14 protein-coding genes are annotated in these 13,625 nt (G+C 69.8%); 5 read left to right on the forward strand and 9 right to left on the reverse strand.

Annotated features, from left to right (window positions below; all coding sequences use genetic code 11):
* Positions 1-2: 2 nt before the first annotated feature.
* Together NL1_RS03490 and NL1_RS03495 are read right to left on the reverse strand one after the other, a co-directional pair.
* Entirely contained in the window at positions 3-638 is a 636-nt protein-coding gene (locus tag NL1_RS03490) for a GTP cyclohydrolase II (RefSeq protein ID WP_245673072.1), read from the reverse strand.
* Between the two features lie 209 nt (positions 639-847).
* The gene (locus NL1_RS03495) at positions 848-2,332 is read right to left on the reverse strand and encodes a PfkB family carbohydrate kinase (protein WP_067834230.1); all 1,485 of its coding nucleotides are present in this window, start codon (positions 2,330-2,332) and stop codon (positions 848-850) included.
* Between the two features lie 462 nt (positions 2,333-2,794).
* On the opposite strand from NL1_RS03495, the gene NL1_RS03500 reads away from it, so the two are divergent.
* Together NL1_RS03500 and NL1_RS03505 are read left to right on the forward strand one after the other, a co-directional pair.
* Positions 2,795-3,061, forward strand: a complete 267-nt coding sequence (locus NL1_RS03500; RefSeq protein ID WP_067834232.1) for a hypothetical protein — start codon at positions 2,795-2,797, stop codon at positions 3,059-3,061.
* A 14-nt stretch (positions 3,062-3,075) separates the two neighbouring features.
* On the forward strand, positions 3,076-3,480 hold the full coding sequence (locus NL1_RS03505; protein ID WP_067834234.1) for a hypothetical protein: 405 nt from the start codon (positions 3,076-3,078) through the stop codon (positions 3,478-3,480).
* Positions 3,481-3,515: 35 nt separating this feature from the next.
* Here NL1_RS03505 and NL1_RS03510 read toward each other — a convergent pair whose 3' ends face one another.
* Genes NL1_RS03510 through NL1_RS03520 form a run of 3 tightly spaced genes read right to left on the reverse strand, consistent with a single transcriptional unit; the run spans position 3,516 to position 5,883 of the window.
* Positions 3,516-4,592: a quinone-dependent dihydroorotate dehydrogenase gene (locus tag NL1_RS03510; RefSeq protein ID WP_067834236.1), complete on the reverse strand. Its 1,077-nt coding sequence runs from the start codon at positions 4,590-4,592 to the stop codon at positions 3,516-3,518.
* Between the two features lie 5 nt (positions 4,593-4,597).
* Positions 4,598-4,846: a DUF5703 family protein gene (locus NL1_RS03515; RefSeq protein ID WP_067783446.1), complete on the reverse strand. Its 249-nt coding sequence runs from the start codon at positions 4,844-4,846 to the stop codon at positions 4,598-4,600.
* On the reverse strand, positions 4,846-5,883 hold the full coding sequence (locus tag NL1_RS03520; RefSeq protein ID WP_307621809.1) for a YncE family protein: 1,038 nt from the start codon (positions 5,881-5,883) through the stop codon (positions 4,846-4,848). Before NL1_RS03520 ends, NL1_RS03515 begins: the two co-directional genes overlap by 1 nt.
* 147 nt (positions 5,884-6,030) lie before the next feature.
* Here NL1_RS03520 and NL1_RS03525 point away from each other — a divergent pair, with 147 nt between their 5' ends.
* From NL1_RS03525 to NL1_RS03535, 3 genes are read left to right on the forward strand one after another with little or no spacing between them, the layout of a single operon-like run.
* The gene (locus NL1_RS03525) at positions 6,031-6,387 is read left to right on the forward strand and encodes a hypothetical protein (RefSeq protein ID WP_067834238.1); all 357 of its coding nucleotides are present in this window, start codon (positions 6,031-6,033) and stop codon (positions 6,385-6,387) included.
* A 6-nt stretch (positions 6,388-6,393) separates the two neighbouring features.
* Entirely contained in the window at positions 6,394-6,930 is a 537-nt protein-coding gene (locus tag NL1_RS03530) for a WKL family lipoprotein (RefSeq protein WP_067834240.1), read from the forward strand.
* 15 nt (positions 6,931-6,945) lie between these two features.
* Positions 6,946-9,030 carry an MMPL family transporter gene (locus NL1_RS03535; RefSeq protein WP_067834242.1) on the forward strand — a complete coding sequence of 695 codons (2,085 nt, stop codon included), beginning with the start codon at positions 6,946-6,948 and terminating at the stop codon, positions 9,028-9,030.
* A 27-nt stretch (positions 9,031-9,057) separates the two neighbouring features.
* On the opposite strand, the gene NL1_RS03540 is transcribed toward NL1_RS03535, so the two are convergent.
* The 4 genes from NL1_RS03540 to NL1_RS03555 form a co-directional block, all read right to left on the reverse strand.
* A complete protein-coding gene (locus NL1_RS03540) occupies positions 9,058-9,891 on the reverse strand; it encodes a heme ABC transporter ATP-binding protein (RefSeq protein ID WP_067834288.1) in 834 nt (277 codons plus the stop codon).
* A gap of 301 nt (positions 9,892-10,192) precedes the next feature.
* Complete coding sequence (locus tag NL1_RS03545; RefSeq protein ID WP_084510277.1) at positions 10,193-11,362, reverse strand: FecCD family ABC transporter permease; 1,170 nt, start codon at positions 11,360-11,362, stop codon at positions 10,193-10,195.
* 63 nt (positions 11,363-11,425) lie between these two features.
* Positions 11,426-12,463, reverse strand: a complete 1,038-nt coding sequence (locus NL1_RS03550) for a heme/hemin ABC transporter substrate-binding protein (RefSeq protein WP_067834244.1) — start codon at positions 12,461-12,463, stop codon at positions 11,426-11,428.
* A 53-nt stretch (positions 12,464-12,516) separates the two neighbouring features.
* The gene (locus NL1_RS03555) at positions 12,517-13,482 is read right to left on the reverse strand and encodes an aldo/keto reductase (protein ID WP_067834245.1); all 966 of its coding nucleotides are present in this window, start codon (positions 13,480-13,482) and stop codon (positions 12,517-12,519) included.
* Positions 13,483-13,625: the final 143 nt, after the last annotated feature.

Consider the following 13,625-nt stretch of genomic DNA (forward strand, 5'->3'; position numbering starts at 1 on the left):
AGCTAGACCAGAACCGGTGGCGCGCTCTCGCGGGCGTGCTCGTCGGGCACCGCACCGCCGGAATCCGATCGCGGCAGAATGGTCTGCTCCACCGACCACGGCGATTCGCCGTTGGGGATCCAGTGTTGGCGCCTGCGGCGTTTGGCGTCGAGATACTCGATGGCGCGCTGACTCAACGCCTCGGTGACCAGCGGAACCACTTGCACCGCAAGGCCTACCTCGCGCAGCGCGTTCATCTTGGCCGGATTGTTGGTCAGCAGTTGGACGCTCCGCAGGTTCAGCACGTCGAACAGCGCGCGAGCCGCCTGCTCGTAGGAGCGTCCGTCCGGCGGATAGCCCAGCTTCTCGTAGCTGGTGAAGGTGTCCTCGCCCGTTTGTTCGCTCTCCAGGTATCCGCGCGCCTTGGCGAGCAGACCGGCCCCGCGGCCCTCCTGCTCGAGATAGACCAGCACGCCCGCCCCGGCCTCCTGGATCATGTCGAGGGACTTGTCCAGTTCCGGACCGCAGTCGCAGTCGTCCGACCGCAGCGCCTCGCCGTATAGGCAGCGCGAGTGAACTCGGACCAGACATCCGTCGGTGATGTCTCCGAAGACGAGAATGTGGCCGCCTCCGTCGCCGCGATCGGGTAATTCGATCACGCGAACATGAGTGTCACGCCCCTTGCGCGTGAACCGATGACCGGCTTCGGCAAGACTCGACGCAACCGTCGTCAACCGCTCCTCCGACTCAACAGGTGCGGCACGTGCCGCACATCCGAGATGACCTGGCAACCGTACCCTGCGTGTGACGTAACACGCATGTTACTACCAGGTCGTTTGTGTTAAAATACGCTGCCGCGCCGCGTGGATCACTGTTTGTTGCCCTGCCGGACCACGTCATCGATACGGTCCTTGTCCGGCATCGCGCGCGGCACCGCACCCAGCTGCTGGGTGGGAATCATCGCCGCCGTGGCCCAGATGACGTCCTTCGCATCCAGCTCACCGCCGGTTTCGACCACACGGCATGCCAACGCGGCGGAGAACGCGGCGGCGGCGCCCGCCGAATTCTTCAGTGCCCCTTGGAATCGGCCGACATCGAGCTTCAAACGCTCGGAGCGGACCGAGCAGCGGAAGCCGTCGATCGCGCACACCGCGCGCACACCGAGCCCGCGCAAGATCTTCGCGCTTTCCTCGGTGGAGTCGGTCGATACGACCGGCAGCATCGCCCGGAGTTCCGACGGCGATCCCACCAGATAGTCCACCACCTCGAGATACTGGTAAAGATCTTGCGGCACAGCCGGACTCGGCGATGGACAGACGATCACCTGCGGCCTCGGCCGCATGCCGCGCACCATCGCGAGGACCTGTTCGGCGACGCCCCTGGGGTGTTCGAGCGTCAGCAACACCACCTCCGAACTCGCCAGTGCCGCATGCACTGCCCCGGTCTGCAGGTCCGCCACCTCGAGCTTGACCCTGTCGTCCTTGCACCCGATGAGCCTCGTCTCGCCGCTGGAATCCATGATCACCGCCGTGACCGGGGACCGGCCGCCGTCGACGACCTTCACCAGATCGCAGCGGACGTTCTCGTTGGTCAGAAAGTCCAGAATCTCCGCGCCGTCCTTGTCGTTGCCGACCGCGGAGACGAGCGCGACATCCAGGCCGAGGCGCGCGGCGGCCACCGCGCGATTCAAGCCCTTCCCGCCGGGCGGCCTCGTGAAGCTGCCGCGCGCCGCGCGGTCCGCGGCAGGGAACCCGTCGACGCGGTAGAGATGATCGATGACCGCGTCGCCGACCACCGTCACCGACTTCGGCCGCTGCACCGAATCAGGTAGCGAGACAAGTATTTTCCCGCTCGGCATCGCCTGCGGGATGACGTAGCCCGCGTCGGCGGTGAGCAGGTCGGCCAGGACGGTGAAGGTGTCGCCCTCCGACGACGTGCGCAGCCGCTTCACCGTCGGCGGCTCGGGAATGTGGTCCACCCCGAGCGCTCGGTGCAGACGACGCCAGTGCTCGACGAGGTATTCGCGGCGGGGGCCGAGGTTGTCCGCGTAGAGCCGGGACAGATCGATGCCGTCAGGGGGGTTGTCACGAAAAAGCCCGAGCGCCAACGCCGAATCGGCGATCAGGCGATCGGTCGGCGACAGCCGCTGCGCCGTCTCGCGCACGACCGGTAGCAGGGACTCGCCCGCGGGCAGACCGGTGCGCTGAGCATACTGGCGCACGACCGGCAGCTCGAGCAGGCTCGTCACGTCGATCTCGGTGTTGCCCAAGCGTTCTGGCCGCAGGCCGTAGTAGGTGCACAAGCGGGTGAGGATGTCGCGAATCGCGATCGTGCGGGGATTCTGCGGAGCCATAGCCGAATCCGCCCTCCATCACGTCGTTGCCGTTTCGTTGTGCTTCTGCGGAGATTGCCCGCATCTCGGTGTTTAGCGGGCAATAAGACCGGCAATTCCCAAGATACTCCGGCAATTGACCGGACAAAAGGCAAATGCCACACTGATTTTGGGCGATCTGGTCGTCCCACCAGCGGACTCGGGAGGGCCTTGGTGATGAAAGAGATTCTGCTCATACGCCGCGACCGGCGGCGCAGGCGCCCCAAGCCCGGCGCGGCCGACACCGAACTCGGGCCGAACCGTCCGGCAGCATAGTCCCCGGCCGACCACCGGGATCATCCGAACCGCGTCCACCGCCGGTTTCGCTTCGCCACCCCAGCGAGCCCCGGCCCGTGCGCGACAGCGCATTTCGCCGGGGCTCACCACTCTCCGAACTCTTCGGTGACCCCCCTTCGACCTCCGGATGCTCGACAGGAGGCATTCGTGACCATCTACGTCACCGACTGGTCCATGACCAGCGATTGCACCAACGAATCGGCGCAGCGCGTCGCCGACAAATGGCCCAAGTCGTGGCGGCTGAGCTGGCTGCCCGACCGCCTGCTCACCCGCGAACAGGCACTGGCGGGGATGGATCTCGCCGAGATCGTCAGCACCCAGACCTACCGGCACGACCGGATCGCCCACCTGCGGGCGGTCCACTACGCCGGACAACTCGGAATTCCCCTAGAGCAGATTCTGCTCGGGCTGTAGTACCGGAGGCAGCCATGACCATTCAGACCACCGATTGGACCATGATCAGCGACCTGACCCCCGAATCGGCCTACCGTGACGGCGGCCCCTTCGCCGACGCGTGGCGGCTGAGCTGGTTGCCGGGTCGCACCCTCTCCCGCGAGCAGGCGTTCGCGGGCATGGAACTGGACGAATTGCTCAGCGACCCGGACATGGTCCACGACCGCATGACGCACGCCCGCGCCGCCGAGCGCGCCGACCGGCTGGGCATCCTGCTGGAGCACGCGGTCATCCTGTTGCACAAGCGGATCGTGGCGCGGCTGCGGGACCGGCCGGACGAGTCGGCGCCCGGCCCCGTCGGCGCATGCGGCAGGACGGGCGGGCCGCGCACACACGGCCTGCCGCAGCGCGCGAGCGGTCCACCTCGCGTGTACGGGTGAGGTGACCGGACCCCGGCTCGGAGTCACGGCCGGATTCAGGTGCGCGCCACGTTCTCCGCGCCGACCGCCTCGGCGATCGAGGTGTAGCCACCGGCGCGCAGGCGGGCGGCGAGGCCGCGGTGGATCTTGCGGGTCCAGAACGGGCCGCCGTAGATGAAGCCGGTGAAACCCTGCAGGAGGGTGGCGCCCGCGAGGATGCGCTCGAAGGCCTGGTCGGCGGTTTCGATGCCGCCGACGGAGATCAGCACCAGGCGATCGCCGACGCGCTGGTAGAGGCGGCGCAGCACCTCGAGCGAGCGGTCGGCGACGGGCGCGCCGGACAGGCCACCGGCGCCCATGGCCGCGACCTCGGCGGCGTCGGTGCGCAGGCCGTCGCGGCGGATGGTGGTGTTGGTGGCGACGATGCCCGCGAGACCGAGTTCCAGTGCGAGGTCGGCGACGGCGTCGACGTCCTCGTCGGACAGGTCGGGGGCGATCTTCACCAGGACCGGCACCTGGACGGTGTCGAGCACGGCCCGCAGCAGCGGGCGCAGCGATTCGACGGCCTGCAGATCGCGCAGGCCGGGGGTGTTGGGGGAGCTGACGTTGACGACGACGAAGTCGGCCAGCGGGCCGAGCAGGGCGGCGCTCGTCGCGTAGTCGGCGGCGGCATCGGCCGCTTCGACGATCTTGGTCTTGCCGATGTTGGCGCCGATCGGGACGGTGGCGGCCCTGGCGCGCAGTTGTTCGGCGGCGCGGGCGGCGCCGTGGTTGTTGAAGCCCATCCGGTTGATCAAGGCGCGGTCGGCGGGCAGCCGGAACATCCGCGGCGCGGGGTTGCCGGGCTGGGCCTGCGCGGTGACGGTGCCGACTTCGGCGAAACCCCAGCCGAACGGCCCCCAGATGTCGGCGCCCTCGGCGTTCTTGTCGAAACCGGCGGCCAGGCCGAGCGGCGCGCGGAAATCGACGCCGAAGACGGTGTTGCGCAGGATCGGGTCGTCGACGACCGCGAGCCGCTTCAGCAGCAGCCGGGCCGGCGCGAACCGCGCGGCCACGCGCATGGCCGCGAAAGCGAGATGGTGGATGCGTTCCGGCGGAACCAGGAACATCAGGCGAAGCAGCAGTGCATACATCCGTGTCACATCCCCGGCTCGGGCTGGGGTAGTAGCGACGTCTTGCGACGACGCAGCAGCACCTTGCGGCTGCCGTCGGTGTAGGCGCGCACGCGCGAGAGCTCCCATCCGCCGAATTCGGCCTGAATCGCCAGGCGCATCGAGGCGGTCACCCTGGTCACATCTTTCGGTAAGCGCAGCGGGACGTATTCGTAGTCGTCGCTGCTGGTCTCCCAGTTGGCCGGTAACGCTGCGCGGGAGCTTTTCGGCGCCATCACTGCCCTCTCTTCAGCTGGTCCGCGCGAATCCGCTGGACACCGTCACCGGTGGCGGAACCGACGAACAGGTCACCGGTGCGCTCGTCCACGGTCACCGATTCGGGCTGCCGGACGGTCGGATAGCGTCCCACTTCCTTCGGTATACCCGTCGACAGATCGAATCCGACGACTTCGTTGCTCTGCGTGCACGTCACCCACACGGTCTCGGACCGCCGATCGTAAGCGAGCGCGTAAGGCGACGATCCTACCGGGAAACGCTGGCGCAGGACGAGCGGTCCGGTGGTGTAGACGAGCAGTTCCTCGCCCGCGGTGTCGGTGACGATCACCCTGCCGAAGTGGTCGGAGATCATGTTCGTGGCGCCGTCGCCCGCGCGCAGCGCCAAGCCGAGGCGATCCTTGGCGGGGTCGATCTCGGTGACGGAGGTCTGGCGGCGGTCGAGCACCGCGATGCGATCGGCGGTCACGACGACGACGTCGGCCGAGACCAGGCCGGAGACCGTGTCGAGCACATCGCCGCCGGGGCCGAGGATGCGGACGGCGCCGTCGGCGGTGCCGACGACCAGGGTGCCGTCCTCGCGCTGGCGGACCGAGCGGATGTCGCCCTCGACGGGCGTCTCGGTGACGGCGCCGGTGGCGACGTCGACGCGGATGATCCAGCCGGATGCGGTGACCAGGATCTCGCCGGGCCTGCCCTGAGCCAGGCTGGTCCCGTGCGCGGGCAGGGCAACGGTGCGCTGACCTGCGCCCGCGGGGGCGGCGGGGTCGATGAGGACGAGCACGGTGGAGCTGTCGCTGCTCGCGTCGAGCGCGGCGAGCAGGCCGGTGCCGGACTCGGCGATCAGGCTGCGGACCGGGACACCCAGGCCGATCACCTCGCCCACGGGCGGGGTCTGCGGCGCGGGCGCGACCGCGGCGGTCGCGGGTTCGCGGGTAGGGACGTCGGGTTCGCCCTTGTCGGAGGAGCATCCGGCCAGGAGGGCGAGTACCGCCAGGCCAACGAACGCTGAGGGGACCGAGCCGCGAGGGCGCACCACCGAACTCCTCCTACCGACGAATCAACCCGACCTCACCATCTGACCATGATGGCGCAACACCGCACCCGACCGGGGTGGCGGCGGCACCGAATTACCCGTGATGGGGGTTACCGTGTAACCAAACAGCGTCCGACTCAGGGAGATCCGTTGAAAGCCGACCATCCATCGGGATTTGCCATCGATGACATAACCGTTGGTCCGTTTGCTCACGGGTTCGGCACCACCGCCGACGGCAGGCCGTACGCGTTCCGCACGGTGCGCTCGATCTTGACGCTGGAGATCTACCGCGCCGACCTGGACAGCGACGTGCCGGGACCGGAGGACGTGGTCGCGGTGGCGGAGGTGCGTGTCACCGACGTCGACCTGGACGATGAACGCAGTGTGGTGGCGCTGGTGCGCGACATGATCCCCGACGCGGTTCCGGTCGTGGCGGCCGCGAATCGGGAGGTCACGACCGTGCGCGCCCTGCTCGGACGGATCAGTTCCGTCATCGATGGTATGTAGGTAGTGATGTATTCCATACGAATCGCCCGAATCGCACTGACCGCGTGCGCCGCCGTCGCGGTGGCCGCGACCGCGGCGTGCAATTCGGGTCCGGATGACGCATCGGTCGAGGCGGCCCGCTCCAAGGCCATCGCCGAGCTGTCCTCCTCCGCCGCGGCCACCTCCAGTGCCATCGCCAACCGGCCGCTGCCGACCGCCGCCGAACTCGACGCCCAGATCAAGCGGGCGCTCGACCCGTCGCTGCCCGACAGCGAACGCACCGCGCTGATCGAGGACGGTGACTCCTTCCGCGACGCCATCCCCGACATGTACCGGGCGCTGGAGGACAACCCGCGCGCCGTCTACGGCGTCGCCGACCCCGTCTTCGACAACCGCGACGGCACCCTGACCGCCACCATGCGCCTGGACAGGGACGGCACCGGCACCGCCGTGCGCACCACCGTCGTGCACTTCGTCTATCTCGACGGCCGCTGGAAGATCTCCCGCACCGACCTGTGCGGGATCCTGCGCGCGGCCGACTACCGCACCCCGGCGTGCGGGTAGCGACGCGTCCCGTCGATGCTGCATTCCGGTTCCCTGCGGTGGGGTCGGTTCGTCCACCGCAACCGCTATCTCGTGCTGGCCGGATTCGCGCTGGCCGTGCTGCTGTCCGGCTGGTACGGCCGCGACCTGGCCGACCGGCTCAGTCAGGAGGGCTGGTTCGACGAGAGCAGCGAATCGGTGGCCGCCTCCGAACTGGCCGACGCCACCTTCGGCCGTGACACCGACAGCGACCTGATCCTGCTCTACACCGTGCCGGAGGGCAGCACCGTCGACTCCCCGGAGGTGCGCGCCGCGGTGACCGCCCACCTGCGCGGCCTGCTCGAACGCTATCCGGACCGGATACTGAAGATCGACAGCTACTGGGACAGCCCGTTCACGGCCAACGCCAGCGATCCCACCAAGACCCACGCCTTCGCCAGCGTCGGACTCCGCGGCGAGGGCACCGCCACCGTCGAGAACTATCTCGCGATCAAAGACGCACTCGGCGCGGGCGGCGGACCGGGCGGCACCACGGTGCAGCTGGCGGGGTTGCAGCCCATCGTCGAGGGCATCAACACCGGGATGCAGAACGACATCCAGCGCGCGGAACTGATCGCGCTGCCGATCGTGGCGATCCTGCTGTATTTCGTGTTCGGCGGGGTGATCGGGGCGCTGTTGCCCGTGCTCATCGGCGGAATGACGATCCTGGGCACCCAGGGCATACTGCGCGCGCTCACCGACCACATCGAGGTCAATGTCTTCGCCAACGCGGTGATGACGCTGGTCAGCCTCGGCCTGGCCATCGACTACGGCCTGTTCACCGTCACCCGCTTCCGCGAGGAGCTGGCCGCCGGGCGCAGCGTGGAGGAGGCGACCGCCCGCACCGTGGCCACGGCGGGGCGCACGGTGATGTTCTCGGCCGCGATCATCGCGATCAGTCTCGGAGCGCTGTTCATCTTCCCCAATGGCGTGCTGCGCTCGGTGCCCTTCGGCGGCATCAGCTCGGTGCTGCTGGCCGCGCTGCTCTCGGTGACGGCGCTGCCCGCCGCGCTGAGCATCGCCGGACGCCGCATCGACTTCCTCGGCTGGAAACGCTTCTCACGCACCAAGACCGAAGCCCAGATCGACGCCGGATTCTTCTCCCGGCTCGCATTGTTCGCCATGCGTCGGCCGTGGGCGGTGGCGGTGCCTATCGTGCTGGTGCTGCTGGCGCTGAGCATCCCGTTCCGCAATATCGAGTTCGGCGGAATCAGCGAGCGCTATCTCGCCGAAGACAATCCGGCCCGCGTCGCGCAAGCACGCTTCGACGAGCTGTTTCCCAGCTTCCGCACCGAACCGTTGAAACTCGTGGTGGTCGGCGCGAATCCGCAGCAGCTCGGCGACATTCGCCACGAGGCCAACCAGGTGCCGGGGCTGACCGGGCGCTTCGAACCGGCGGCGGCGACCAAGGACGGCGTCAACGTCCTCAACGCCGGACTGGCCGACAAACGCGACGCCGACGCCGTGATCGCCGCGCTGCGCGCCATCCCCGAACCGCCGGGTGTGGAGGTGATGGTGGCCGGGGTGCCCGCGCTGGAGCGCGACAGCATCAACGGTTTGCTCACGGGTCTGCCGCTGCTGGTCGCGATCCTGGCCTGCACTGCGCTTGCGGTGATGTTCGTGGCGTTCCGTTCGATCGTGCTGGCGCTCAAGGCCGTTGCGATGAGCGCGCTCAGTCTCGTCTCGACGCTGGGGATCCTGACCTGGATTTTCGTGGAGGGACACGGGGCGGAGGCCTTCGAGTTCACGCCGGGGCCGCTGATGTTCGCGGTGCTGGCATTGATCGTGACGGTGGTGTTCGGGTTGTCCACCGACTACGAGGTCTTCCTGCTGTCGCGGGTCGCCGAGGCGCGGGAGGCGGGAGCCGATGCGCCGGAGGCCATCCGCTACGGCATCGCCCACACCGGCGGCGTGATCACCTCGGCCGCCGCCATTCTCATCGTCGTGACCGGCGCGTTCGGCTTCTCCGATCTGGTGCTGATGAAATACATCGCCTACGGCATGATCGCGGCGCTGATCATCGACGCGACCGTCATCCGGATGCTGCTGACTCCCGCGGTGCTGAAGCTGATCTGGCGCTAGCCGGGTCGGCGGGGGAGCGGGCCGGGGTCAGCGGCGGACCGGAAGGACCAGCTGAGCGCCGGTGACCGGATGGTCGAGGACCTCGACCGGGTGCTGGTAGACGCGGCTCAGCAGTTCGGTGGTGAGCACCTCGCGCGGCGGGCCGTCGGCGGCGATGCGGCCGGACTCCAGCACGGCGACGCGGTCGGCGTAGGCGGCGGCGATGCCCAGGTCGTGCAGGACGACGACCACCGCGGCGCCCGCTGCCGCCCGCTCGGTGGCCAGCCGCAGGACCGCTTCCTGGTGGCCGAGATCCAGTGCGGCGGTGGGTTCGTCGAGCAACAGGGTAGCGGTGTCCTGGGCGAGGACGCGGGCCAGGGCGACGCGCGCGCGTTCACCACCGGACAGGGTCGGGAACGATCGCGCGGCCAGGTGCGCGACGTCGGCCGATGTCATTGCGGCCGCGACGAACTCGTCGTCGCGTTCGCCGCGCGCGGTACGCACCCACGGCGCCCGCCCCATGGCCACGACCTCGCGGGCGGTGAACGGGAATCCGACGGTGTGGCTCTGCGGCAGCACCGCACGCCTGCGCGCCATGTCCAGCGGCGTCCAATGGTCCAGTCCGCTGCCGTCCAGCTCGACGGACCCCTCGCTCAGCGTCAGCTCCCCGGCCAACGCGGCCAGCAACGTGGACTTGCCCGCCCCGTTCGGCCCCACCAGCGCGACGACCTCGCCCGCGGTCACCTCGAAGTCGACCGCGTCGAGCACCCGCCGCGCGTGCCCGCTCGCCCCGCCCCTGCGGTCCACACTCACTCCGCGCGCCCGCAGGGTCACCGTCCCGGGGTCGGGTCGCCGAGGCTCCTCGTGCACCCGCCCGAGCATCGCGCCCAATCCTTGCCGCACCCCGCTCACCGGTGGCCTCCGATCCTCGAGCTGTGCGCGATCCTCGAGCTGTGGGCGATCCTCGAGCCGTGCGCGGCGCTCGAACCGTGCGCGGCGCTTGGTCCGTGCGCGGCGCTTGGTCCGAGCGTGGCGCGCTCGATCGACGCATCTGCGCGCCGGGGGAGCCCGTATTGCGCACCGGCGATCACCACCCGCTGCGTTCGACGACCCGGCTGAACTGGCGAATTATGCACCCTCACAACGGCTTCCGTATCCCGCGACCGGTGCGCACAGGCCGCGCTCATCCCCACCCTCCGGCGCGGGCGCGGGTGCGGCGGAGCAGCCAGAAGAAGAAAGGCCCGCCGATGAGAGAGGTGAGCATGCCGAGGGGGAGGTCGGCGTTGTCGACGAGCGAGCGGGCGGCGACGTCGGCGGCCAGCAGAACCACCGCGCCGACGAGGGCGCTGAGCGGGATCAGCACGCGGTGCCCAGGTCCGACGAGCATCCGCACCAGATGCGGGACGATCAGGCCGACGAACAGGATGATGCCCGTGAACGCGACGCCCGCGGTGGCGAGCACCGCCACGATGACGATCACGTTGCGCCGCAGCCGTTCCACGTCGACGCCGAGGTGGCGGGCGGCGGATTCGCCGAGCGCCAACAGGTCCAGGCGCGGCGCCACGACGATCGCGGCGAGCACGCCCAACGCGGCGAGCGGAGCGACCACCGCCACCGACTCCCAACTCGCGCCGTTGAGGCTGCCCAGCTGCCAGAACACGATCTGGTCGCGGGCCGCGGGGGAGGCGACGAACAGCAGGAACGCGATCAGACCGCCCGCGAAGGCATTGATCGCCACGCCGGTGAGCACCAGCGTCACCACTTCGGTGCGGCCGTTGGAGCGTGCGAGCAGATACACCAGCAGCGTGGTGAACAGGCCGGCAACGAACGCCGCGGCGGCGACCGACCATGCCGCGACGAACGCGCCGCCCACCACGATCACCGTGCCCGCACCGACCGCCGCGCCCGCCGAGACGCCGATCACGCCGGGCTCGGCCAGCGGATTGGCGAACACGCCCTGCAACAACGCACCCGCTGTCGCCAGCGCCGCACCCACCAGCATGGCCAGCACGACCCGGGGGAAACGCACCTCCCACAGCGTCACGTCACCGGCCGGGTGGGCGGGCAACGGCCCCCAGTCCAGCCCGATCCGATGGAAGACGCTGCCCGCGACCTCGGCGGGCGAGGTCGGCACCTGACCGATGGCGGCCGACACCAGGGCCAGCACCACCAACGCGGCGATCGCGACCGCGAACGCGACGGTGATCCGCGAGACCGAACGGGTGCTCGCGGGAACCGGAGCGGACGGCGGCTGCGCCCCTGCTCCCGACGCGATCCTGTCCGCGCCGCCCTCCCGCACGGACCCGGCGCCATTGGATGAGGGGACGGACGACGTACGCGCCGAATCACTCATGCCTGCGCCTCACCGACACTCTGCTCCGGCACACGCGACACACGATTCGCTCACTACGGACGCTCATGCGGGCGCGGCGCCGTAGACGGCCTCGTCGAGCGCGGCCACCACCCGTCCGGTGTTCGGGCCGAAGCTGAGCAGCACCTCATCGGCCATGTCGACCACGCGCCTGTTCTTCCCTGCCGGTGTCTGCGCGATCCCGGGCACCTTCAGCAGACCGTCCACGCCGCCGACCGAGCTCAGGCCGTCGCTCATGACGAGGAGCACGTCGGGGGCGGCGGCGATCATCGCCTCGCTGGTGATGGCGGTGAACGGTTCGGTCAATCCGGCGGAGGTGCCCGCGTCCTCGCCGCCGAGGGCCGTGATCAGCTCGTCGGCGCCGGAGCCGGGCCCGGCCATCATCGTGATGGCGGTGCTGCGCAGGTACAGGAACGCGATGCGCAACGGCTTGTCCTGGGCGGGGACCCCGGCCGAGGCGGCGGCGATCTCGTCGCGGGTGCGGTCGGCGAGGGCGCGACCGCGGTCCGGGACGCCGAGCGCGGCGGCGACGGCCTCGATCTGGGGCGCCACACCGTCCATGGTTCGCTGCGGGTCGAAGTAGACGACCGTCACTCCGGCCGCGCGCAGCTGTTCGCGCACCGCGGGCGCGGCGCTGGTGGTGTCGGTGAGGAACACCGTGGGCCGCAGCGCCAGCACCGATTCCACGTTCAGCGAACCGCTGCCACCGGTCACGTTCGGCAGATTCTGGACCGCGGGGAACGCCGCCGACGTGCTGCGGCCGATGAGGTTGGGACCGAGGCCGAGTGCCCAGACGGTCTGCGCGAGCGTGCCATAGCGGTCGGCGGCGATGATGCGGTCGGCGGAGGTGATCGTGACCTCCGCACCGTCGAAGGAACGCACCGTCGCAGGCAATACCGGAGCCGGCGCGGGACCGATCGGCACCGGATCCAGGTTCCCCACCGTGGCCGTGCTGGGCCCACGCCCGGAACCCGTCGCGCCGCTGTCGGTGCCGCATGCCGAGGTTCCGGCGAACAGGGTCAGGGCGAGGGCGGCGAGGAGGTAGCGAGCCACCCCGGGACGGACACGGTCGAGAAACCTCATGAAGGCAAGCCTAATCATGGCCGCAGCGATGGCGGAGGTACGCCCGATCTGGGTCATTCGGTGCGCGCGCTGACGTCGTCCAGGGCGGCCGCGATCGCGCGCGGCAGTTCGAGGGTCTCGGCGGCCATCACGCCGGTCAGCTGCCCGATGTCGCGGGCGCCGACGATCATGCTCGCGATGCCGGGCCGGTCCCGGATCCAGGCCAGTGCGACCGCGAGCGGCGAGGTGCCGAGCCCGTCGGCGGCGGTGACGAGCGCGTCGACCACCCGGGTGGCCCGTTCGTCGAGGCGGTGGCGAATCTCGGCGGCGGTCGCCTCGTCGGCCCCGCGCGAGTCCGCGGGAACGCCGTCGCGGTATTTGCCGGTCAGGATGCCGCCCGCCAGCGGCGCCGACGCGATCACGCCGACACCGTGATGCCGTGCGGCGGGCACGAATTCGTTTTCGGCGCCGCGCGCGAGCAACGAATACGGTGCGTGCGCCACGGAGATCGGCGCGATGGCGGCGAGGCTGGCCAGTTGCCACGGATTGAATCCGCGCACGCCCGCGTAGCGGACCTTGCCGGAACGCACCGCGTGCTCGAGGGTGACGGCGATCTCGTCGAGCGGAGTGTTCGGATCCCAGGCCGCGACGTGCCAGATGTCGAGGTAGTCGGTGCCGAGTTCGAGCAGAGTGCGGTCGAGTTGACGCAGCAGCCCCCGGCGGGACGCATCGATCTCGGTGCGCGGCGCCGGACCGGGAACGGTGGTCTGCGCCGGTTCGGTGCGGGGTAGCACGCCCGCGCAGCCGCTGAGCACCAGCTCGTCGCGCGACACCAGGTCACCGAGGAGATCGGCGAGGATCCGCTGCGACGCGCCGCCCGCGTACGCGGGGGAAGTGTCGACCAGGGTGCCGCCGGCCTCGGCGAACGCCACCAGCTGCCCCGCCGCGTCGTCGGCGTCCGTCTGTGAGCCCCAGGTGTGGGTCGCCAGTCCCATCCGGGAGACCCGCAGGCCGCTGCGTCCGACCGTCCGCTGTTCCATCACCGGATCCGCGCTTTCATCACGGCGCCAAGCGTAACCGGCACGGTCGGCCGAAGGCCGTCATCAGCGCCGCACACGCGCTGAACGGAGGCCGGACAACGGCCGGAATCACCCTTTCACCGGTCGACATGTACTGTCGCTGC

It is taken from the genome of Nocardia lijiangensis NBRC 108240, assembly GCF_001613045.1.
Classification (GTDB): domain Bacteria; phylum Actinomycetota; class Actinomycetes; order Mycobacteriales; family Mycobacteriaceae; genus Nocardia; species Nocardia lijiangensis.

Bases quoted from the DNA above. Each gene is read 5' to 3' on its own strand.
- NL1_RS03495 (WP_067834230.1), bottom strand. From the start codon at position 2,332: ATGGCTCCGCAGAATCCCCGCACGATCGCGATTCGCGACATCCTCACC.
- NL1_RS03505 (WP_067834234.1), top strand. From the start codon at position 3,076: ATGACCATTCAGACCACCGATTGGACCATGATCAGCGACCTGACCCCC.
- NL1_RS03510 (WP_067834236.1), bottom strand. From the start codon at position 4,592: ATGTATGCACTGCTGCTTCGCCTGATGTTCCTGGTTCCGCCGGAACGC.
- NL1_RS03515 (WP_067783446.1), bottom strand. From the start codon at position 4,846: ATGGCGCCGAAAAGCTCCCGCGCAGCGTTACCGGCCAACTGGGAGACC.
- NL1_RS03530 (WP_067834240.1), top strand. From the start codon at position 6,394: ATGTATTCCATACGAATCGCCCGAATCGCACTGACCGCGTGCGCCGCC.
- NL1_RS03535 (WP_067834242.1), top strand. From the start codon at position 6,946: ATGCTGCATTCCGGTTCCCTGCGGTGGGGTCGGTTCGTCCACCGCAAC.
- NL1_RS03540 (WP_067834288.1), bottom strand. From the start codon at position 9,891: ATGCTCGGGCGGGTGCACGAGGAGCCTCGGCGACCCGACCCCGGGACG.
- NL1_RS03545 (WP_084510277.1), bottom strand. From the start codon at position 11,362: ATGAGTGATTCGGCGCGTACGTCGTCCGTCCCCTCATCCAATGGCGCC.
- NL1_RS03550 (WP_067834244.1), bottom strand. From the start codon at position 12,463: ATGAGGTTTCTCGACCGTGTCCGTCCCGGGGTGGCTCGCTACCTCCTC.
- NL1_RS03555 (WP_067834245.1), bottom strand. From the start codon at position 13,482: ATGGAACAGCGGACGGTCGGACGCAGCGGCCTGCGGGTCTCCCGGATG.